Genomic DNA, 20473 nt, shown 5'->3' on the forward strand with positions numbered 1-20473 from the left:
CGGGGTGGTCGGACCTGGGGTGCCCTGGCCGGGGTGGTCGGGCCGGGTCGCCGGACCGGGGTGGTTGGACCTGGGGTGCCCTGGCCGGGGTGGTCGGGCCGGGTGGCGCGACCGGGATCGCCCCAGATCTGGGGCAGCTCTACAGGCAGCGAGTAGGGACCTTCACCCTGCTCGACCAGCGCCCGCTGCGCGTGCCCCGGCCCCGCCCGGGCGCGGCCGACGGCGGCCGAGCGGGCGACCCGGCAGCCCTCGCTCAGCGGCCGTCGCGGGGGCCGAAGACCGCCAGCGCGTCGGCGTCGCTGTGCTGGGAGCGCAGGTACTCGTCGGCCCAGGCGGCGGCGTCGGGGTAAGCCGACTCGGCGGTCACCCGGGCGCAGGCCGCGTCCACGTCGAAGTGCGTGCGCCGCAGTTGGACGCCTGGCCCGAGCAGTGCCCACCAGGCGCCGGCGCCGCCGTACGGCATGCCGATGCTGCCCGGGTTGACCACCAGACGGCGATCGACCAGGCGGGTGAAAGGCATGTGGGTGTGTCCGCAGACCACCGTCGAGACCTCGGGCGGGAGGCCGGCGAACACCTCGACCCAACGCTCCATCCGGGAGTCGACGAGCACGACCTCCTCGTCGTCGCGGGGGGTCGCGTGGCAGAACAGCGTCGGCCCCAGGCCGTCGATATCCAGCGTCACGGTCGCCGGCAGCGCGGCGAGCTGAGCCACCTGGTCGTCGCGGAGCTGCCCGGCGGCCCAGTTCGACACCTCGATCGACGCCGGCTTGCCGGCCCGCGCCTCGACCAGCTCCCGTTCGCAGTTGCCGCCCACCCAGCAGACCCGGTCACCGAGGCCGGCGAGCACATCCAGCACCTCGACCGGCTGCGGACCGGCCGCGATGTCGCCGGTCAGGACGATCAGATCGGCGGCGGCGACGTCCGGTTCGGCCAGCACGGCCTCCAGCGCCGGCAGGACGCCATGGATGTCGGAGAGCACCGCAACACGGTTCACCATGGCCCCACCCTCACCGCTGACCTCACCGCGAGGCCAGCGGTTCTGCGCGAGGCAGATAAAAACGTCCCCGCCTACCGTCGGTGACGGGAGGCGGGGACGGGACGTGCCAGTCAGACGCGGGCGCGACGAGCGAGACGCTCCGGGTCCAGGATGATGATGCTCTTGCCGTCCAGCCGCAGCCAGCCGCGCGAGGCGAAGTCGGCCAGGGCCTTGTTGACCGTCTCCCGGGAGGCGCCGACGAGCTGGGCGATCTCCTCCTGGGTGAGATCGTGGGTCACCCGCAGGACGCCGCCGTCGCGGGTGCCGAACCGACCAGCCATCTGGAGCAGGTTCTTGGCGACCCGGCCCGGCACGTCCGTGAAGATCAGGTCGGCGAGCGAGTCGTTGGTCCGGCGCAGCCGCCGGGCGAGCACCCGGAGCAACTGCTCGGCGATCTCCGGGCGGTTGGCCAGCCACGGCCGCAGCGCCTGCTTGCGCAGACGAACGAGCCGAGTGTCCGTCACCGCGGTGGCGGTCGCCGTACGCGGGCCGGGGTCGAAGAGCGACAGCTCACCAACCATGTCCGACGGCCCCATCACCGCGATCAGGTTCTGCCGGCCGTCCGCGGCGCGGCGACCAACCTTGATCTTCCCGGACAGCAGGATATAGAGACTGTCACCGGGCTCGCCCTCATTGAAAACGATCTCGCCCTTACGGACCTCGATCGTCTCCATCTCCTTGGCAAGCGCCTCGGCAGCTTCCGGGTCGACACCCTGGAAGATCCCGCTGCGGGCCAGTACCTCGTCCATCGCGCACCTCCGCTTACGCGTGCCGTCCGTCGGCCGGGTCCGCCGTCCGCTGATCCCCTCGCGCGCCGCCAAGTCTAGGCGCACGTGAGCATGAATCAGAGGTCGCCCCTGGAATCTTGATCGGTGGGCGTAACCTGCCCGACGTGCTGAGCGAGCCGATTCTGACCAGCCGCGCCGAGGATGGGCGGCGCATACCGCTGCTCGTCTGGCGCGCGGACGTGCCCCTGCGGGCGGTCAGCAGTGGCCCGCTGGGCGGTGGTATCGGAGCCCGCCGCTGGGTGTTGAACGCGACCGTACCCATGTCGTACGACCGGGACGACCCCGCCGCGCACCTGGCGGCGCTCGCCGCCGACCTCGCCCTGGGCGGGCCCGGGGTTGGCCTGCTGACCGGCGTCGATGTGACCGAGGTGGTGGCACGGACCGACACCGGCGTGCGGGCCTGGGCGACGGTCGGGCTCGGCACGCCGATGCTCGCGGCCGCGCACGCTCCGGCCGCGCTCGCCCAGCGCGTCGGCACGGTCAACATCGTGGTGTACGTGCCGGCCCGGCTCGCCGACTCGGCACTCGTCAACGCCGTGGCGACGGCGACCGAGGCGAAGACCCAGGCGATCACCGAGTTGGGGTTGCCGGGGACCGGCACCCCGACCGACGCGGTCACCGTGCTCTGCCCGGTCGACGGGCCGGAGGCCGTGTACGGCGGGCCTCGCTCCACCTGGGGCGCCCCGCTCGCCCGAGCGGTGCACGCCGCGGTGCTCGCCGGGGGCGCCCGGGTGGTCGTGCCCTGGTCAGAGCAGGTCACCGGCTGAATATCCAACCGATCGGCTGTCGTCGGCGCGTTGACGGCCCGGTAGGGTCGCGAACGATGTATTCTCTCGCGTCCCGCCCGCGTCGCCGCCTGGCTCTTGGCCTCGCCGCGCTGCTGACCATCCTGCTCGTCGCCGGCTGTTCCGACTCCGGCGGCGACGCCCCCGTCTGGCAGCCCGGCGCCGGCGGCGGTGGCACCGGCGCACCGGTGGCCACGGCCGGCCCGCAGGCAACCGGGCCGGCGACCTCCGAGGAGGGCGGCGCGATCTCGCTCTCCGCCACCGGCGACATCATCATGGGCAACGCGCCGAGCCGACTGCCCGCCGCCGGCGGTAAGGGCTTCTTCACCGCGGTCACCGAGGCGCTCAAGGCCGACCTGGTGATGGGCAACCTGGAGGAGCCGCTGACCGTGGACACCGGCACCGGCAAGTGCGGGGCCAACTCCACCCGCTGCTACCAGTTCCGGGCTCCACCGGAGTACGCCGCGCACCTGCGCGACGCCGGCTTCGACGTGCTCAACCAGGCCAACAACCACGGCTACGACTACGGGCCGAAGGGTTACCAGAACACCCAGAAGGCGCTGGAGAAGTACGACCTGGAGCACACCGGCGCGCCGGACCAGATCACCGTGGTCGACGTCAAGGGTGTCAAGGTCGCGGTGGCTGGCTTCTCGTCGTACGTCTGGTCCAACAGCCTGGTCGACATCGACAAGGCGAAGACGGTGGTCGCCAAGGCCGCCACCATGGCCGACGTGGTCGTGGTGCAGGTGCACATGGGTGGCGAGGGCGTCGCCCAGACCCGGGTCAAGCCGGGCACGGAGATGTTCCTCGGTGAAAACCGGGGCGACCCGATCAAGTTCTCGCACGCCATGATCGACGCCGGCGCGGATCTGATCGTCGGGCACGGGCCGCACGTGCTGCGCGGCATGGAGTTCTACAAGGGCCGGCTGATCGCCTACAGCCTGGGTAACTTCGCTGGCGGCGGCAACTCGCTGAACAACGACGGCCGCCTCGGCTGGGGCGGGGTGCTGAAGGTGTCACTCAAGCCGGACGGCGCCTGGGCCGGCGGCTCCTTCACCTCGACGTACATGAACGACGCCGGAAAGCCGACCATGGACCGGGACGACCGGGGCCTGGGTCTGGTCACGGAGTTGAGCCGCAGCGACTTCCCGACCAGCGGTGCCCGGCTCGACGGGCAGGGCAAGATCTCGTCGCCGACCGGTGGTTGACCCGACCGGGAACGTCCGGGGCGCGACGTAGGCTGGCCGTCGTGACCGATAGTCCTCCCGGCGCCAGCGAGACCGACCTCGGGCGCACCCGTCGTGCCCGCAAGATCGGTCGGGTGCTGACCGAAACGCACCCCGACTCGCATTGTGAGCTGGACCACTCCAACGCCCTGGAGTTGGCCGTCGCCACCATCCTCTCCGCGCAATGCACGGACAAGAAGGTCAACGAGGTCACCCCGAAGCTCTTCGCCCGCTACCCGAGCGCCGCCGCGTACGCCGGGGCCGACCGCGGCGAGATGGAGGAGCTGATCCGGCCCACCGGCTTCTACCGCAACAAGACCGACTCGCTGCTCAAGCTCGGCCAGGCTCTTCTCGACCGGTACGACGGCAACGTCCCCGGCCGGCTCGCCGATCTGGTGACGCTGCCCGGCATCGGCCGCAAGACCGCCAACGTGATCCTCGGCAACGCCTTCGACGTCCCGGGCATCACCGTCGACACGCACTTCCAGCGGCTGGTGCACAGGTGGCGGCTGACCACCGAGACCGACCCGGTCAAGATCGAGCACGCGGTCGGCGCTCTCTACCCGAAGCGTGACTGGACCATGCTGTCGCACCGGATCATCTTCCACGGGCGACGGGTCTGCCACGCCCGCAAGCCGGCCTGTGGAGCATGCACACTCGCGAAGCTCTGCCCCTCGTACGGCACCGGCCCGACTGAGCCCGCCGCTGCCGCCAAGCTGCTCAAGGGCCCCCGGGCGCGCGATCTCGCGGTGGCTGCCGGGGTCGACCCGGAGTTGGTGCCCGCGCAGGCCATCGCTGCGGAGGTGCCGTGAACCGGCGACTCGCCCTGCTCGTCCTGCCGCTGCTGTTGGCCGTCGCCGGCTGCACCAGCGGCACGGCCGACGACCCCGCTCCCCGACCGGCCGTCGCCGAGCGACCGTCGCCATTCCGGGACTGCGCCGGCCTGAGCACGGCACCCACGGCCGCCACGCCGGATGCGGGCACCACGGCGTCGCCCGGCTCGGCAACGGCGACACCGAAAACCGGCGGGCAGGAGTTGCCGGAGCTGACCCTGGCCTGCTTCACCGGCGGATCCCCCATCGCTCTGCGCGACGTGGCCGGGCCGGCCGTGATCAACGTATGGGCCTCCTGGTGCCCGCCGTGCCGCAAGGAGTTGCCCGCCTTCCAACGACTCAGCGTGCGGGCCGCCGGTCAGCTCCAGGTGATCGGGGTCAACAGCCGGGACAGCCGGGGCGGCGCCCAGTCCATCGGTGAGGACTTCGGCGTCCGGTTCCCGATCCTGGTCGACCAGGGCGAGGCGCTGCAGCGTGAGCTGAAGCGCAACGCCATCCCGCTCACCCTCTTCGTCGACGCCGACGGTCGGATCCAGCACATCGACGCCACCGGTGCGCTCGACGATGCCCAACTTGCCAAGCTGGTCCGCCAGCACCTCGGCCTGGCGGTGCCGGCGTGACCCGTCGACCGCCGGACTGGATCGAGCCCTTGTTGACCCGGCTGGGCACCGCCCGCGCCGAGGACTTCACCCGGCTGACCACCCCGGCCGAGGGTGGCCGGGAGAGCGCCGTGCTGGTGCTGCTCGGGGAGCAGCCCGGCGTCGGCCCCGACGTGCTGGTCCTGCAACGCGCCGCCACCCTGCGCAACCACGCCGGCCAGCCGGCGTTTCCCGGCGGCGCGGCCGACCCGGAGGACGCCGACGTGCGCGCCACCGCCCTGCGCGAGGCGAACGAGGAGGTCGGCCTCGACCCGGCCAGCGTGACCGTGCTCGCCGAGCTGCCGAAACTGTGGATCCCGGTCAGCGACTTCGTGGTCACGCCGGTGCTGGCCTGGTGGCACGACCCGCACCCGGTGCACCCCCGGGAGCCGGCCGAGGTGGCGCACGTCGCCCGGCTGCCGATCAGCGAGCTGGTCGACCCGGCCAACCGGCTGCGGGTCCGCCACCCCAGCGGCTGGATCGGGCCGGCGTTCTCGGCGCGCGGGATGCTCGTCTGGGGCTTCACCGCCGGCGTGCTGGCCACCCTGCTGGAGATGGGCGGCTGGGCCGGCCCGTGGCGGCACGACCGGGTGGTCGAGCTGCCGCCATCCGGGATGACTCCGGCACCGTCGGCCGGCACCGACGAGGTCGACGAGACCGCAGTGCGCTGACCGCACGGTCACCTTCCGCAAGCGATGGTCATCTGCCGGGCGTGCTGCCCGTACGCTTGACCCGTGTCCGTCGTGGATCTCGCCCTCCTGTTGCTCATGCTCGTGTTCGCGATCAGCGGATACCGCCAGGGCTTCGTCATCGGCATCACGTCGCTGACCGGCTTCTTCCTGGGTCTGTTGCTGGGCCTACAGCTCGGGCCGCTGTTCGCCCGGCAGTTCGTGGACGCCGGCACCCGGGTGTTGATCTCGTTGGTGGCGATCTTCGGGCTGGCCGTGATCGGGCAGGCGCTCGCCGGCTGGCTCGGCTCGCACCTACGTAAGACGATCACCAGCGACGTGGGCAAACGGATCGACGACGTCGGCGGGGCGTTCGTCTCGCTCTTCGCGGTGCTCCTGCTCGCCTGGCTGGTCGCCGTGCCGCTCGGTTCGTCCTCGGTGCCCTGGCTCGCCGCTTCGGTACGCAACAGCGCGCTGATCACGGTGGTCAACCGGGTCCTGCCGGAGCAGGCTCACCAGCTGTCCACCGCACTGGAGGACACCGTCGACACCGACGGGTTCCCGGACGTCTTCGGTGGTCTCGCACCCACCCGGGCCCGGCAGGTCGAGCCACCCGACCCCGCGCTGGCTGGCTCACAGATCGTGGTCAGTGGTCAGCGGTCGGTGGTCAAGGTTCTCGGTTCCGCACCGAGTTGCTCACGCCGGATCGAGGGTTCCGGTTTCGTGTACGCCGATGACCGGGTGATGACGAACGCGCACGTCGTCGCCGGGACCCGGTCGGTCGCGGTGGAGTTGGGCGGCGAACGGTACGACGGCAAGGTGGTGGTCTACGACCCGGACCGGGACCTGGCGGTGCTGCTCGTGCCCGGGTTGCCCGGTCCGTCCCTGCGGTTCGCCGCCGGCAACGCGGGCAGCGGCTCCGACGCCATCGTGCTCGGCTTCCCGCTCGACGGCCCCTACAACGCGCAGTCGGCGCGGGTCCGCGACGTCGACCGGATCAAGGGGCCGGACATCTACTCCGCGGGCGACGTCACCCGGGAGATCTACACGATCCGAGCATTGGTCCGTAGCGGCAACTCCGGCGGGCCGCTGCTCTCCGCCAACGGCCTGGTGCTCGGCGTGATCTTCGCGGCGGCGGCCGACGACCCGAACACCGGCTTCGCGGTGACCGCGGCCGAGGCCCGCCCGGTGGCGTTGGCCGGTGCCGAACGCAACCGGCAGGTCGCCACCGGCGAGTGCACCTGAGCCGGCGCGAGGTCAGCTCCGGACCGCCACCGCGGGTCGCCTGGTCGGCAACTTCGCCCGCCCCCACCGCAGCCCGCGGTCCAGCACGGCACGGGCCATGATCGCGACGCAGGTGCCGCCGTTGAGGAAGGACGCCAGCACGTCGCTCGGGTGGTGCATCCCCCGGTACATCCGGGTCACCGCCACACCCAGCGGCACCATCAGTAGCAGCGTCCACCAGGCGACCTTCGCCCCGGTGCTCCGCACCCGCAGCGCCATCAGCACGGCAATACCGACATAGAGCGCCACTGCCGCGGAGGTGTGCCCGGACGGGAAGCTCGACGTGGGTGGTGACACGTCCATGTGCTCCACCGCCGGCCGTTGCCGGTCGATCGCCATCGTGGTCAGCAGGAACACCAGCGCCTGGGCGGTCACCGCCGCGCACAGGAACAGCGGCTCCCGCCAGCGCTTCAGCCAGAGTCGCAGCGCCAGCGCCACCACCACGGTGACCACGACGATCAGGTGGGTGCTGGCCAGCGTGCTGAACACCAGCGAGACGCCGTTCCAGCCGTCGGTGCGGTCGCCGGCGAGTTCCCGGTTCACCGCGTCCTCGACGGTGAACGGCCAGGTCCGGGCGAACACCCGGGTGATCAGCACCCCGAGCAGCACCATGACGCCCAGCAGGAGGGACACCGGCAGCAGCACCCGCCGGACGATCAGGAGCACGGTTTCGGACATGGGTGGGCCAGTACCCGGTCGGCCTCGACGTCACGCCTCCTCGGGGTGTCGCTCGACTTCGGGGGAGACGCCGTCGCGGGCGGGCTGGACCGGCCGAAGGCCGGCGTGTGCGCGCCAACTGGTGAACGCGGCGGTGGTCGCCGCAACCACCGCCAGACCGAGCAGCCAGCCGCCCAGCACGTCGCTGGTGAAGTGCACACCGAGCGCCACCCTGCTCAGCCCGGTCACCGTGGTGAGCAGCACCGCGGCGACCCAGAGCGCGACCCGCGCCACCCCCCGCCCGACGTACGGCAGGAGCACCAGCAGCAGCACCCCGGCGGCCAGGGTGGCGTTCAGCGCGTGCCCGGAGGGGAACGAATAGCCGGCGGCCCGCGCCACCGGGTCCAGCAGCTCCGGCCGGTCCCGGCCGACGAGCAACTTGAGCAGCGGACCGATCAACCCACCGACCACCATGGTGGTGGTCGCCCAGAGGGCCAGCCGGCGGGCTCCCCGGCGCAGCAGCAGGATCACCAGTAGCAGGGCGACGGCCCGCAGTGGCATCGGCGCGAACACGTCACTCCAGATGCGCATCAGCACGACCCAGGCCGGGTGGTCGACCGCGTAGCCGTGCAGTGCGTGGGTGACCGCCGTGTCCAGCCGGTGCAGAGGCGCCCAGGCGCCGAGCACCAGCAGCGCGAGCAGTGCAAAAGGCACCAGCACCAGGAACGCCGCCGTCGCGGCGAGGGTCAGCCGCAGACCCAGCGAATGGTCCGGGTCGAGTCGGCGGCGCCGCCAGGACGGCTGGCCGGAGGGGGCGAGGGTGGGCGGCCGATGCGTACTCATGGGTCGGTTCTACCCGACCGGGCGGCTGGTCAGGCCTGCCCGTCGACCGCGATCAAGGGACCCGCTTACGGAGCCGGCGCACCAACAGGGCGGCACCGCCGACCAGGACGACGAGCAGCACGACCCCGGTCCACAGCTGCTCCGGTGCCGAGGTGTCCGCGCCGCCCGCGGCACGCGCCGTCCACTGGGTCTGTCGACGAGGCGCGGCGAAACCGAGCGGATCGCTGCCCGCACCGGCCACCGGCTCGTCATCCGCCGAGCCGGGAGCCGGGCCGAAACCAGTCACGCCCGGCGACGTGTGATCGTCCAACGGGTTGGCGGCCACTGGCGGCACCTGAGCGGTCAGCGCGGCCACCGGGTCGACCATCCCGTACCCGAAGCGGTCGTCCCGCCCGGTCGGGCCAAGATCACGGGCGGTGGCCAGCAACCGGTTGACCACCTCGCCCGCGGGCATCTGCGGATAGCGGGACCGGACCAACGCGGCGGTAGCCGCCACCAGCGGCGCGGCGAAGCTGGTGCCCTGCACCCGCCAGTACCCGTCGGGGGATTTGGCGCCGACCAGCCCGGTGGCGGGGGCGGTGAGCACCGTCGCCCGGCCGGTGATCGACCCGGACCACAGGTTGTCGCTGCTGCGCTCCAGACCGGCGACCGCGATCACGCCCGGTTCGCGGGCCGGGTACCACACCTTGCTGCTGGTGGAGGTGGCCAGGTTGCCGGTGCAGGCGACCACGACCACGTCCCGGACGAACGCGTAGTCCAGGGCCGCGGCGAGGGCGGGGCTGTCGCCGCTGCCGCCCAGCGACAGGTTGATCACCCGGGCGCCGTGGTCGACCGCCCAGCGGACCCCCTGGGCGACGATCAGCGCGTCGTCGTAGCGATTGTCCTCGTCGAGCACCCGGACCGGAAGGATCCGAGCGTCCGGCGCGAGACCGACCGCGCCCCGTTTGTCGTCGCTGCGCCCGGCGATCAGGCCGGCGACCGTGGTGCCGTGCCCCACCGGATCCGGGCCCGCACCCCCGGCGGGGCCGACCAGATCCTGACCGGGCAGCACCTGACCGACCAGGTCGGGATGGGTGCCGTCCACTCCGGAGTCGACCACCGCGACGGTCACACCCCGGCCGGTCGAACTGCGCCAGGCCGTCGCGGCCTGCAACTCGTCGAGCTGCCACTGCTCGTCGCGGACCTGGTCGGTGCGGGCGACCGTGTCGCCGGGGGCGAACGCCATCGGCGCGCCAGCGAGCTGCCCGCCGTGGGTGGGCGCGACAACGGGCACGGCGGCGGCGGTCGGCGCCACGACGGCGAGCGCCGCGGCCACACCGAGCAGCGCCCGGACGGTCGCCCGTCCGTCCCCCGACGGACCGCTGTGCCGTACCCCTGTCACATCCCCAGCCATTCATCGCGACGGAACCATGACGATCGGAGATTACCGGTTTCCCCACCCGTCACGGGAAGAACCGGCGAGTCAGGTCACTGTGGCGGCAGTTGTGCGAGCTGGACGAGGCGTACGCCCTCGCGTCTGGTGACCAGCCGACCGCGTCCCGGCGGCAGCGGCCCGGGCCGCACCGGCCCGACGAGTGCGCCCTCCTCCGGGCTGCCCGCCATCACCAGACCGGAGGTGGACAGCTCCCGCAGCCGCTGCACGATCGGCTCGTACTGGGCGCGTCCCGCGCCACCGGACCGCCGGGCCAGCACGAGGTGCAGCCCGACGTCCCGAGCGTGTGGCAGGTGCTCCTCCAGCGCGCGCAACGGGTTCGCCGGCCCGGCCGCCACCAGGTCGTAGTCGTCCACCAGTACGAACAGCTCCGGCCCGGTCCACCAGGACCGCTCCCGCAACTGTTGCGGGGTGACCTCCGGGCCGGGTGCCCGCCGCTCCAGGTAACCGGCGGCAGACTCGACCAGGTCGGCGGTGTGCGCCGCGGCGGTGCCGTACCCGATCAGGTGTGGCGTCTCGATGGCACCGAGCAGACTGCGCCGGTAGTCGACCAGGATCACCCGGGCCTGCTCCGGGGTGAACCGGGTGATGATCGACGTGGCCAGCGCGCGCAGGAACGAGGACTTGCCGCACTCCGAGTCCCCGAAGACCACGAAATGTGGCTCGGTGGCGAAGTCGAGCAGCACCGGACGCAGGTCCGCCTCCGCGATCCCGATCGGCAACCGCAGGCCGGTCGTCGCGGCGAGGTCCAGATCGGCGTACGGCAGCACCGGCGGGAGCAGCCGGACCCGGGGCGCCGGCTGGCCCGCCCACCCGTCGGCGGCTCGTTTGACCAGGTCAGCAGTGTCCCCGCTGGCGGCGGCGAGCTGGGGCAGCGCGGTGAGGAAGTGCAGGCCCTCCGCGGTCACCCCTCGGCCGGAGCGCTCCGGCACGTTCGCGGCCGCACGACGGGCCACCAGCGAGTCGGACGGGTCGCCGAGGCGCAACTCCAACCGCGAGCCGAACAGGTCCCGGATCGCCGGCCGGAAGTCCAGCCAGCGCAGCGCCGTGGCGACCACGTGCAGCCCGTACGACAGCCCTCGGGTGGCCAGGTCGGTCACCAGCGGTTCCAGGTCGTCGTACTCGCCGCGGACCGTGCTCCAACCGTCGATCACCAGGAACACGTCACCGAACGGATCGTGGCCCGGCTGGCTGGTCGTTGCCGAGACGTTCCGTCGCTGCCGGTACGCGGCCATCGACTCCACGCCCAGCTCCGTGAAGCGGCGTTCCCGGTCGGCCAGCAGGGTGGTCATCTCGCCGACGGTGCGCCGTACGGCGGTCGGGTCGGCCCGGCCGGTCACCCCACCGACGTGTGGGAGGTCGCGCAGTGCGGCCAGCCCGCCGCCACCGAAGTCGAGGCAGTAGACCTGCACCTCGGCCGGGGTGTGGGTGAGCGCCAGCGCGCAGATCAGCGTACGCAGCGCGGTGGACTTGCCGCTCTGTGGCGCACCGACCACCGCGACGTGCCCGGCCGCGCCGTCCAGCGCCAGCCAGAGCAGGTCGCGGCGCTGCTCCAACGGCTTGTCCACGATGGCGAGCGGCACTCCGAGCGCGCCGTGCAGCTCCGGGTTGCCCACGGTGAGCCCGCGCTTCGGGTCCACCTCCACCGGGCCGAGCAACTCGTCCAGGGCCGGTGGCTGACCGAGCGGCGGGAGCCAGACCTGGTGCGCCGGCGGGCCCTGCCCGACGAGCCGGTCCACCAGCAGGTCGAGCAGTGTCTCTCTGCCCTCCTCCTCCGTCACGACGGGCGCGACCGGGATCGCCGGCTCGGGCACCGGCACGACGTGGGTGGTGAAGGTGAGCAGTCGCGCGCCCCCCTCGGCGCTCACGCCGGCCGTCGCGGCCCGACGCCGGACGGCACCCGAGACGTACGCGGCCTTGAACCGGGCCAGCGGGTCGGTGCCGGCGCGCAGGTAGCCGTGGCCCGGCGAGCGGGGCAGCTCGTGCGCGTCCGCCACCCCGAGCACGGTGCGGGACTCCAGCGCGGAGAAGGTGCGCAGACCGATCCGGTACGACAGGTGGGTGTCCAGCCCACGGAGTCGTCCCTCCTCCAGCCGTTGGCTGGCGAGCAGCAGGTGCACGCCGAGCGACCGGCCCAGCCGGCCGATCTGCACGAACAGGTCGATGAAGTCGGGCTTGGCGGAGAGCAGTTCGGAGAATTCGTCGCAGATCAGCAGCAGCGACGGCAGCGGGGCCAGTGGACTGCCGGCCGCCCGGGCCCGTTCGTAGTCGCGCACGCTGGCGAAGTTGCCGGCGCGGCGCAGCAGCTCCTGCCGGCGGACGAGCTCCCCGTTGATCGCGTCGACCATCCGGTCGACCAGCGGCAACGCATCGGCCAGGTTGGTGATCACGGCCGCGGTGTGCGGCAGTCGGTCGAACGAGGCGAAGGTGGCGCCACCTTTGAAGTCCACGAGCACGAAGTTGAGCTGCTCGGAGCTGTGCGTGACGGCCAGCCCCAGCACCAGCGTGCGCAGCAGCTCGGACTTGCCGGAACCGGTCGCCCCGATGAGCAGGCCGTGCGGGCCCATCCCGTCCTGGGCGGACTCCTTGAGGTCCAGCTCGATGGCGCCGCCGTCCGCGCCCACCCCGATCGGCACCCGCAGCCGGTCGCGTGCCGAGCGCGGGAGCCAGCCCTGCTCGGCCGTGAAGCTCTCCGGGTCGCCGAGACCCAGTAGCTCGGGCAGGCCCAGGTCGGCCTGGAGTGGGGCGTCGGGTCCGCGGGCCGCGCCGGCGAGCCGCAGCGGCGCCAACCGTCGGGCGATCGCCTCGGCGTCGGCGAGGTCGAGCTGGTCGGCGGTGCCCACCTCGGCGTGCCCGTCGGACGACCACGAGTGCAGCCGCCGGCCGTGCAGCTCGAGCAGCAGCGCGTACCGGTCGAGCAGCCGTGGTGCCGGGGTGTCCAGGTCCAGCACGGTGACCGCGTCGATACCGCCGTCACCGGTCAGGTCACTGGCACCGGTCAGGTCGCCACCGTCGAGGACCACCACCACGTGCGGGCCGTCGGTCGCCGGGCCGGCCGGGCTGAACCGGGACCGGCTGGCCAGCACGTCGGCCAGCAGCCGTTCCAACTCGGCGGCGGAGCTGGTCACCAGGCGTACCGGGCCGAGCGCGTCGGTGCGGCTGGGATGGTGGGCGTGTGGGAGCCACTTCACCCACTCCCAGCAGGTGCGGCGTTCCGGGCCGGCGCAGACCGCGACGAGCAGCTCGTCGGGGGCGTGGAAGACCGCCAGCTGGGTCAGCACCGCCCGGGCCAGCGCCTGCGCCGCCGGGTCGCCGGTGGGTGGCCCGGCGGTGGTCGGGGTACCGCTCCCGGTGCGGCCGGCCGGCCGCACGTGCACGCGGGCGAAGCTGCGCAGCGACAGCGCCACCGGCAGGTCCGGCACCACGGAGTACGCGTCCAGGAAGCGGCGCAGCGCCCCGGCGGTCATCGGCTCCAACTCCTCCAGCGGCCGGGTGACCGGTGGGACGAGCGGGGTGGCCAGGGTCTGTGGCCCGACGGCGACCCGCACCACCGCGAAGTCGGGGTCGGCGGGTCGCCGCTCCCAGACCCGGTGGCTGTCCACGGTCGACCAGAGCCCGCCCGGGTCCGGGTGCCGGTAGTAGAGCCCGGCCCGCTGCTGCCCTGCGGTGCGCCGGACCCTGCGCCGCAGCGTGGCCAGGTGGCGCAGGTACTCCCGGCGGGCGGCCATCATCTCGGACTTCTTCGGGGTGCCCGAGGCGCTGCCCCACGACGTCACCAGCATCGCCAACGAGGAGAGCCCGAACATTCCGCCCACCACGTACGAGTAGGCGCCGCCGCCCCGGCCGAACATCATCGCCATCGCCACCGTGCCGCCGAGCATCGGCAGCAGCATGAGCATCTGCTGCCACCGCCCGCCGGTGACCACGGGGATCTCCGGCGGGGCCTCGACCGGCAGCTCGCCGGAGGGGATCTCCGGTGCCGGTCGACGTGGCGGGCGTTTGATGACGACGGTGGACACTCGGCCTCCTGACAGCGCTGGGTAACCCGAGCCTGGCTCATGGTAGGTAAAGTCCTGTCGTCCGCGCAGCCTCCGATCCCCTTCGATATGGAGACCAGTCGATGACAACCGGGCTGGCCCGCGTCACCATCAGCGCGCCGCAACGACGGGTGGATGTCGCCCTGCCGGAGCAGGTGCCCCTGGCCGAGTTGCTGCCCGACGTGCTCCGGCACGCCGGCGTCGGGCTGGCCGACGACGGTGAGCAGCACGGCGGTTGGGTTCTCCGCCGTACCGACGGCGTGCTGCTGGTGACCGCTCAGGCGCTGCTGCCGCAGGGGGTCCGCGACGGTGAGGTGCTGCATCTCGTGCCGGCCCGCGCGCACTGGCCCGAGCTGGAGTACGACGACGTGATCGAGGCGATCGCCGACGGTGCCCGTCGCCGCGGCGGCGCCTGGTCGCCCACCGCCACCCGGGCCGCCGGTCTGGCCGGCGCGGCCGTGCCGCTCTTCGTCGGGCTGCTCGCTCTGCTCGCCGGCGGCCCGACGCACCGGGTTGGCTGGGTGGCGGCCGCTGTGGTGGCGCTGGTGCTCACCGTGGCCGGAACGGTGGCGTCCCGCGCGAACGGCGATGGCGCCGCCGGGGCGACGCTCGGCGGTTACGCGTTGCCGTACGCGTTCACGGCCGGTGCCCTCGCGGTCGGCTCCGGCGACCCGGTCGGGCCGTTCGGGCCGGCCCGCTGGGTGGGTGCGCCCGAGCTGCTGGCCGGCTCGGTGGCGCTGCTGCTGGTGGCGTTGATCGGCCTGCTGGGGGTGGCCAGCCGGCTCCGGGTCTTCGTGGCTGGTGTCACGGTCGGCCTGATCAGCGCCGGGGCCGCGCTCGGTGGGCTGCTGCTGACGTCGGCCGGCACGGCCGCGGTGCTGCTCAGCGCACTGGTCTTCGCGGTCGGCGTGATCCCGCTGCTGGCCATCCGGCTGGGCAAGTTGCCCTTGCCGCCCATCACCCTGCCGCCCTCGACGTCGGCGGAGGAGCCGGAGCGGGCCCGGGATCTGCCGGACCGAAGCCGGGTACACGCCGCGGTGACCCGCACCGAGGAGATGCTCACCGGGATGTTGATCGGCCACGCCCTGCTGGTGGTGGCCTCGGCGGTCGTACTCGGGATTGCTGGTGGAACGGCCGGTCGGGTGCTGGTCGCGGTCACCTCGGCGGTGCTGCTGCTGCGGTCGCGGTTGTTCGTGGCGCTGCGGCACCGGGTGCCGACGGTGCTCGCCGGGCTGGCCGGCTACGCGGTGCTGGGTGCGGTGCTGGTCGGCCGGGCCGACGACGCGGGGCGACTGGCGCTGGTCCTGGGCGGTGCGGCGCTGGCCCTGGTGGCTGCGGCCAGCGGCACCGGGTACGCCCGCCGGCCGGTCTCGCCGTACCTCGGGAGGGTCGCGGACCTCACCGACACGGCCCTGGTGGTCGCCGTGGTACCGATCGCCTGCGCGGTGCTCGACCTGTACGACCGGGCCCGGGGGCTGCTCGGTTGAGCGGCCCCCGGGCCCGGTGCGTCAGTCGGTTGTCAGTGGGCGGATTCGCCGCGCGCCTCGGCGTCCCTGGCCCGCTGGTACGAGGCGTGGATCTCGGCCTCGGCCTCGGTGCGGCCGACCCAGGTGGCGCCCTCCACCGACTTGCCGGGCTCCAGGTCCTTGTACACCTCGAAGAAGTGCTGGATCTCCAGCCGGTCGAACTCACCCAGGTGGTGGATGTCGCGCAGGTGCTCCTGGCGCGGGTCCTCGTAGGGCACGCAGAGGACCTTGTCGTCCCCGCCCTTCTCGTCGGTCATCCGGAACATGCCGATGGTGCGGCAGCGGATCAGGCAGCCGGGGAAGGTCGGCTCGGGGACCAGCACCAGCGCGTCCAGCGGGTCGCCGTCCTCGCCCAGGGTGCCCTCGATGAACCCGTAGTCGGCCGGGTACTGGGTGGAGGTGAAGAGGGTGCGATCCAGCCGGATCCGGCCGGTCTTGTGGTCCACCTCGTACTTGTTCCGGTGACCCTTGGGGATCTCAACCGTCACGTCGAAATCCATGTGCACGCTCCCTCGTCTGCCCACGCTGGCTAACGGAACCACTGGCGGCCCCTCCGGACAGGTGAATGCCCACCCGCCGACTCCGGCCGCCGCATAGTCTTCGGACCGAAGTAGTGTCACCCAAGCCGATTTTCGCTGGGGGAGGAGGGGGTCGTGGGGAGGGAAGATTCACACTACCGCCCGGACGGGGGCTCCGCGCACGGTACCGGACGATCTGGCTCCGGTGGTGCGACGGGGCGGGTGCCGGTGCCGGAGGCCCACCTTCCACGGGCTCCCGAGCCCGCGACGCCGGCACCCGAGAGGCCCCCACCGCTGCCCTGGCGCCCGCCGGGCGGGTCGGCCCCGGCCGGCCCGAACAACGGCCGCTTCCCGGCAGCCGGCGGTGAGTGGCCGGCGAGCGGCCCGCCGCGCGGGAACGCCGCGGTCCCGGTCAGCTCCGCCCCGACCAACCCGACCCGGGGCGGCCCGCCGCGCGGCAGCGCCTCGGTTCCGGTCAGCCCGGCCCCGACCACCCCGTCGTCCGGCCGCGGGCCGACCACCCCGAATCTGAACGGCGTCCCGCCGCTGGGTTCCCCGATCTCCGCGCTGCCCGCTCCCGCCGGAGCCGCGCCGGCACCCGCGCCCGTCGCACCGCGCCGTCGGCGGCGGCTGCCGGTGGTGTTGGCCGTCGTGCTGCTGCTGGTGCTCGCCGGCGTTGGAGTCGTCATCACCCGGCCCGGTCCGGTCGCCGGATGGCTGGGCGACGACACCTCCGGGCCGAGTGCCCTCGGCGTGACCCCGGAGCCCGACCCGGCGGACGTGCTGCCCGGCCCCGACCCGAACGCTCCGGTGCCCACCCCGGACAGGGTTAGTGCCGTGCTGGACCCGCTGGTCGGAGTCTCCGCCCTCGGCGACCGGGTGAACGTCTCGGTAGCCGATGTCATCACCGGCCAGACGTTGTTCGACAAGGGCGCTGACGACGGCACCGTGCCCGCCTCGGTGACCAAGTTGGCGACCGCGGTGACCGCGCTGGCAGCCCGTGGACCTGGCTACCGGATCCCGACTCGCGCGGTGGCCGGCGCGAAGGCCGGCGAGGTGGTGATCATCGGGGGCGGCGATCCCACCCTCGCGATCGACAAGAAGGGCTACTACCCGGGGGCGGCGCGTCTCGACGATCTGGCCGCCCAGGTGCGTACCGCGCTCGGCGGCACCGCCCCGACCAGCGTCACCGTCGACGGCTCGGTCTACTCCGGCCCGGTCTACGGCCCGGGCTGGGACCCCGACATCCCCACCGGAGGATCTGGCGGCGCGGTGACCGCGTTGATGACCGACGGCGCGCGCAGGGACCCGGGTGTCGAGCACGGGGCCGCCGCTCGGTTCGCTGAACCGGACCTGGCGGCCGGTAAGGCGTTCGCCCGGCTGCTCGGCGTGTCGGCCGACGCGGTGAAGCGGGGCACGGCCCCGGCGCCGGCCGCAGCCGGTGGCGCCCCGGCACCGGGGACCGAACTGGGCGTGGTGCAGTCTCCGCCGATGATCCGGCTGGTCGACATCATGATCAGCGAGAGTGACAACCTGGTGGCCGAGGCGCTGGCCCGTCAGGTCGCGCTGGCCCGCAACCAGCCGGCCTCGTTCGACGGGGGTGCCGCCGCGATGGACGCCGAGGTGGCCGAGCTGGGCCTGCCCGCCGACGAGATCACCCTCTCCGACGGCAGCGGGCTGTCCCGCCGTAACCGGATCAGCCCGTCGTTGCTGACCGACCTGATCCGACTGGCGGCCAGCCCGGACCATCCGGAGTTGGCCGGCGTCTTCGGTGGCCTGCCCGTGGGTGCCTGGTCCGGCACCCTGGACGAGCGTTACCGCAACGCCCCCGGCACCGCCGCCGGTGCGGGTAGCGTCCGGGCCAAGACCGGCACACTGACCGCCGTGCACTCCATTGCGGGCCTGGTCACCACCGCTGATGGTCGGCTGCTCACCTTCGCGGTGCTCACCGACCAGGTGCCGGGCGGGAAGGAGACAGCCCAGCCCGCACTGGACCGGATCGCCGCCAGGTTGGCCGGCTGCGGCTGCCGCTGACGAGGGCTTCCGGCCCCCGCCTGCGCCGCCATCGGCGTCGATCGACGGTGCGAGCCCCGGCCGGGGTGTCGCGGCGCGGGTACGGTGGGTCCATGGCGCAGTTCGTGGACTGGGATCTGGCCGCCGCCACCGCGGGGGCGTTGAGCAAGTCGGGCCCCCGGGTGTCGTACGCCGAGGCCACCGACGTGGTCGGCGACCTGCGCCGGCTGACCGACGAGGCGGCCGGGCACGTGGCCGACTACACGGGGTTGCGGGCGCAGGTGGCGCATCCGCCGGTCCGGGTGGTCGATCGGCGCGACTGGGCGGCGACCAACATCGCCGGTCTCCGCGAGGTGATCACTCCGCTGGTGAGCCGGCTCTCCGGCGACAAGCAGCCGGGCGCGTTGACCGAGGCGATCGGGTCTCGGCTGACCGGGGTGCAGGCCGGGACCGTGCTGGCCTACCTCTCCGGCCGGGTGCTCGGCCAGTACGAGGTCTTCTCGGCTGACCCGGGTCAACTGCTGCTGGTCGCACCGAACATCGTCGAGGTGGAGCGCAAGCTCGGCGCCGACCCGCGGGACTTCCGGCTCTGGGTGTGCCTGCACGAGGTCACCCACCGGACCCAGTTCACCGCCGTCCCGTGGATGCGGGCGTACTTCCTCAGCGAGGTGCAGGCCTTCGTCGACGCCTCGTCCAGCGGCAGCGAGCACCTGGTCGAGCGGCTGCGGCGCGGGGTGGCGACGCTCTCCGACGCGGTCCGTGACCCGGAGAGCCGCACCAGCGTCCTGGACATCGTGCAGACCCCGGCACAGCGGGCCGTGCTCGATCGGCTCACCGCGTTGATGACCCTGCTGGAGGGGCACGCCGAGTTCGTCATGGACGGCGTCGGCCCGCAGGTGATTCCGAGCGTGGAGCGGATCCGGGCGTCGTTCAACCGTCGCCGGGAGGCGGGCAACCCGCTGGAGAAGGCGATCCGCCGGCTGCTCGGGGTGGACGTCAAGATGCGCCAGTACGCCGAGGGCCGCAAGTTCGTGCACGGCGTGGTCGAGCGGGTCGGCATGGAGGGCTTCAACTCGATCTTCAACTCGCCGCTCACCCTGCCCCGGCTGTCGGAGCTGGGCGATCCGGATGCCTGGGTGGCCCGGGTGCACGGCCCGGCCGGCACCATCCCGGCCGCTGGCTGACCACGCGCCGGTGGCCGCGCTCGCCCCGCCGGTGGCCGCGATCCGGGTCGCGGTCCGCCGCGCGCTGACCGGTCTGCCGTCCGGCGGGCCGGTGCTGGTCGCCTGCTCCGGTGGCGCCGATTCGCTCGCCCTCGCGGCGGCCACCGTGTTCGTGGCGCCTCGGCTGGGCCGCGCCGCGGCGTTCGTCACCGTCGACCACGGCCTGCAGGACGGTTCCGCGGAGCGCGCCGAGGCGGTGGCCAACTGGGCCCGTGGGGCCGGGTTCCCGTCGGCGACCGTGGTGCGGGTGGAGGTGGCCGGGCGTCCGGGAGGCCCGGAGGCGGCCGCCCGGGAGGCCCGCTACGAGGCGTTGACCGAGGCGGCCCGGCAGCAGAACGCGGTCGCGGTGCTCACCGGGCACACCCGCGACGACCAGGCGGAGACGGTGCTGCTCGCGCTTGCCCGGGGTGCCGGCCCCCGCGGTCTGGCCGGGATGCCGGCCCGCCGGGACCTGGCCGGGGTGCCGCTGCTGCGTCCACTGCTGGAGATCGGTCGGGCGCAGACGCGCGCCGCGTGTGCCGCGCTCGGGCTGAGCCCGTGGCAGGACCCGCACAACACCGACCCGTCGTATGCCCGCTCCCGGGTACGAGCCGACCTGCTGCCGGCGCTGGTGCGGGCGCTCGGGCCCGGCGTGGTGGACAACCTCGCGCGTACCGCCCGGCTGGTGGCGGCCGACAACGCCGCGCTCGACGAGTTGGCGGCGACGGCGCTTGCGGCGGCTCGGTGTCCCGGCGGCGGGCTCTCCGTGCCGGGGCTGGTGGGCCTGGTTCCCGCGGTGCGCGGCCGGGTGCTGCACAGTTGGGCGCGCGAGTTGGGCGCTGCCGCGGGTGCGCTGTCGCACCGGCACGTCACTGCCCTGGACGCCCTGATCACCGATTGGCGGGGTCAGGGCCCGACCGACCTGCCCGGGGGTGTCCGGGTGCTTCGCCGCGCCGACCGGCTGACGCCGGTGGAGCCCACCTGACC

17 protein-coding genes are annotated in these 20473 nt (G+C 73.3%); 10 read left to right on the plus strand and 7 right to left on the minus strand.

Features of this window, described 5'->3' with window-relative positions:
• Nucleotides 1–253: 253 nt before the first annotated feature.
• Both C7C45_RS11880 and C7C45_RS11885 read right to left on the minus strand, forming a co-directional pair.
• Nucleotides 254–997, minus strand: a complete 744-nt coding sequence (locus C7C45_RS11880; protein ID WP_110563685.1) for a metallophosphoesterase family protein — start codon at nucleotides 995–997, stop codon at nucleotides 254–256.
• Between the two features lie 110 nt (nucleotides 998–1107).
• Nucleotides 1108–1785 carry a Crp/Fnr family transcriptional regulator gene (locus tag C7C45_RS11885; RefSeq protein ID WP_110563686.1) on the minus strand — a complete coding sequence of 226 codons (678 nt, stop codon included), beginning with the start codon at nucleotides 1783–1785 and terminating at the stop codon, nucleotides 1108–1110.
• 143 nt (nucleotides 1786–1928) lie between these two features.
• Between C7C45_RS11885 and C7C45_RS11890 the strand changes: the two genes are divergently transcribed.
• The 6 genes from C7C45_RS11890 to C7C45_RS11915 all read left to right on the plus strand — a co-directional run bounded on the left by C7C45_RS11890 (nucleotide 1929) and on the right by C7C45_RS11915 (nucleotide 7219).
• Entirely contained in the window at nucleotides 1929–2591 is a 663-nt protein-coding gene (locus tag C7C45_RS11890) for an adenosylcobinamide amidohydrolase (protein ID WP_110563687.1), read from the plus strand.
• A gap of 56 nt (nucleotides 2592–2647) precedes the next feature.
• Nucleotides 2648–3817, plus strand: coding sequence for a CapA family protein (locus C7C45_RS11895; RefSeq protein WP_110563688.1), 1170 nt, complete (start codon nucleotides 2648–2650; stop codon nucleotides 3815–3817).
• Between the two features lie 41 nt (nucleotides 3818–3858).
• Nucleotides 3859–4647: an endonuclease III gene (gene nth, locus C7C45_RS11900; protein WP_341866489.1), complete on the plus strand. Its 789-nt coding sequence runs from the start codon at nucleotides 3859–3861 to the stop codon at nucleotides 4645–4647.
• Nucleotides 4644–5288 carry a TlpA family protein disulfide reductase gene (locus tag C7C45_RS11905; protein ID WP_110563690.1) on the plus strand — a complete coding sequence of 215 codons (645 nt, stop codon included), beginning with the start codon at nucleotides 4644–4646 and terminating at the stop codon, nucleotides 5286–5288. Before nth ends, C7C45_RS11905 begins: the two co-directional genes overlap by 4 nt.
• Nucleotides 5285–5977 (plus strand): NUDIX hydrolase, encoded by a 693-nt coding sequence (locus C7C45_RS11910; RefSeq protein ID WP_110563691.1) that lies wholly within the window; start codon nucleotides 5285–5287, stop codon nucleotides 5975–5977. The genes C7C45_RS11905 and C7C45_RS11910 overlap by 4 nt, the downstream gene beginning before the upstream one ends.
• 63 nt (nucleotides 5978–6040) lie before the next feature.
• Nucleotides 6041–7219, plus strand: a complete 1179-nt coding sequence (locus C7C45_RS11915) for a MarP family serine protease (RefSeq protein WP_110563692.1) — start codon at nucleotides 6041–6043, stop codon at nucleotides 7217–7219.
• A 12-nt stretch (nucleotides 7220–7231) separates the two neighbouring features.
• Here C7C45_RS11915 and C7C45_RS11920 read toward each other — a convergent pair whose 3' ends face one another.
• The 4 genes from C7C45_RS11920 to eccCa form a co-directional block, all read right to left on the minus strand.
• A complete protein-coding gene (locus C7C45_RS11920; protein WP_110563693.1) occupies nucleotides 7232–7936 on the minus strand; it encodes a phosphatase PAP2 family protein in 705 nt (234 codons plus the stop codon).
• Nucleotides 7937–7966: 30 nt separating this feature from the next.
• Entirely contained in the window at nucleotides 7967–8758 is a 792-nt protein-coding gene (locus C7C45_RS11925) for a phosphatase PAP2 family protein (RefSeq protein WP_110563694.1), read from the minus strand.
• 52 nt (nucleotides 8759–8810) lie between these two features.
• The gene (gene mycP, locus C7C45_RS11930) at nucleotides 8811–10151 is read right to left on the minus strand and encodes a type VII secretion-associated serine protease mycosin (RefSeq protein WP_208641138.1); all 1341 of its coding nucleotides are present in this window, start codon (nucleotides 10149–10151) and stop codon (nucleotides 8811–8813) included.
• A 74-nt stretch (nucleotides 10152–10225) separates the two neighbouring features.
• Nucleotides 10226–14209, minus strand: coding sequence for a type VII secretion protein EccCa (gene eccCa / locus C7C45_RS11935; protein WP_110563695.1), 3984 nt, complete (start codon nucleotides 14207–14209; stop codon nucleotides 10226–10228).
• 101 nt (nucleotides 14210–14310) lie between these two features.
• Between eccCa and eccD the strand changes: the two genes are divergently transcribed.
• Nucleotides 14311–15714: a type VII secretion integral membrane protein EccD gene (eccD, locus tag C7C45_RS11940; RefSeq protein ID WP_110563696.1), complete on the plus strand. Its 1404-nt coding sequence runs from the start codon at nucleotides 14311–14313 to the stop codon at nucleotides 15712–15714.
• 32 nt (nucleotides 15715–15746) lie between these two features.
• On the opposite strand, the gene C7C45_RS11945 is transcribed toward eccD, so the two are convergent.
• Nucleotides 15747–16253, minus strand: a complete 507-nt coding sequence (locus C7C45_RS11945; RefSeq protein WP_109816465.1) for an inorganic diphosphatase — start codon at nucleotides 16251–16253, stop codon at nucleotides 15747–15749.
• 546 nt (nucleotides 16254–16799) lie between these two features.
• Here C7C45_RS11945 and dacB point away from each other — a divergent pair.
• The 3 genes from dacB (at nucleotide 16800) to tilS (ending at nucleotide 20471) form a co-directional block, all read left to right on the plus strand.
• Complete coding sequence (dacB, locus tag C7C45_RS11950) at nucleotides 16800–18305, plus strand: D-alanyl-D-alanine carboxypeptidase/D-alanyl-D-alanine endopeptidase (protein ID WP_425271133.1); 1506 nt, start codon at nucleotides 16800–16802, stop codon at nucleotides 18303–18305.
• Between the two features lie 92 nt (nucleotides 18306–18397).
• Nucleotides 18398–19468 carry a zinc-dependent metalloprotease gene (locus tag C7C45_RS11955; protein ID WP_110563836.1) on the plus strand — a complete coding sequence of 357 codons (1071 nt, stop codon included), beginning with the start codon at nucleotides 18398–18400 and terminating at the stop codon, nucleotides 19466–19468.
• Between the two features lie 10 nt (nucleotides 19469–19478).
• A complete protein-coding gene (tilS, locus tag C7C45_RS11960; RefSeq protein WP_110563837.1) occupies nucleotides 19479–20471 on the plus strand; it encodes a tRNA lysidine(34) synthetase TilS in 993 nt (330 codons plus the stop codon).
• Nucleotides 20472–20473: the final 2 nt, after the last annotated feature.

The organism is Micromonospora arborensis (assembly GCF_003205615.1).
Lineage (GTDB): Bacteria > Actinomycetota > Actinomycetes > Mycobacteriales > Micromonosporaceae > Micromonospora > Micromonospora arborensis.

Coding starts and splice junctions, on each gene's coding strand:
- C7C45_RS11880 (WP_110563685.1), bottom strand. CDS start 997: ATGGTGAACCGTGTTGCGGTGCTCTCCGACATCCATGGCGTCCTGCCG.
- C7C45_RS11885 (WP_110563686.1), bottom strand. CDS start 1,785: ATGGACGAGGTACTGGCCCGCAGCGGGATCTTCCAGGGTGTCGACCCG.
- C7C45_RS11955 (WP_110563836.1), top strand. CDS start 18,398: ATGGCGCAGTTCGTGGACTGGGATCTGGCCGCCGCCACCGCGGGGGCG.
- C7C45_RS11945 (WP_109816465.1), bottom strand. CDS start 16,253: ATGGATTTCGACGTGACGGTTGAGATCCCCAAGGGTCACCGGAACAAG.
- C7C45_RS11895 (WP_110563688.1), top strand. CDS start 2,648: ATGTATTCTCTCGCGTCCCGCCCGCGTCGCCGCCTGGCTCTTGGCCTC.
- mycP (WP_208641138.1), bottom strand. CDS start 10,151: ATGGCTGGGGATGTGACAGGGGTACGGCACAGCGGTCCGTCGGGGGAC.
- eccD (WP_110563696.1), top strand. CDS start 14,311: ATGACAACCGGGCTGGCCCGCGTCACCATCAGCGCGCCGCAACGACGG.
- C7C45_RS11925 (WP_110563694.1), bottom strand. CDS start 8,758: ATGAGTACGCATCGGCCGCCCACCCTCGCCCCCTCCGGCCAGCCGTCC.
- C7C45_RS11920 (WP_110563693.1), bottom strand. CDS start 7,936: ATGTCCGAAACCGTGCTCCTGATCGTCCGGCGGGTGCTGCTGCCGGTG.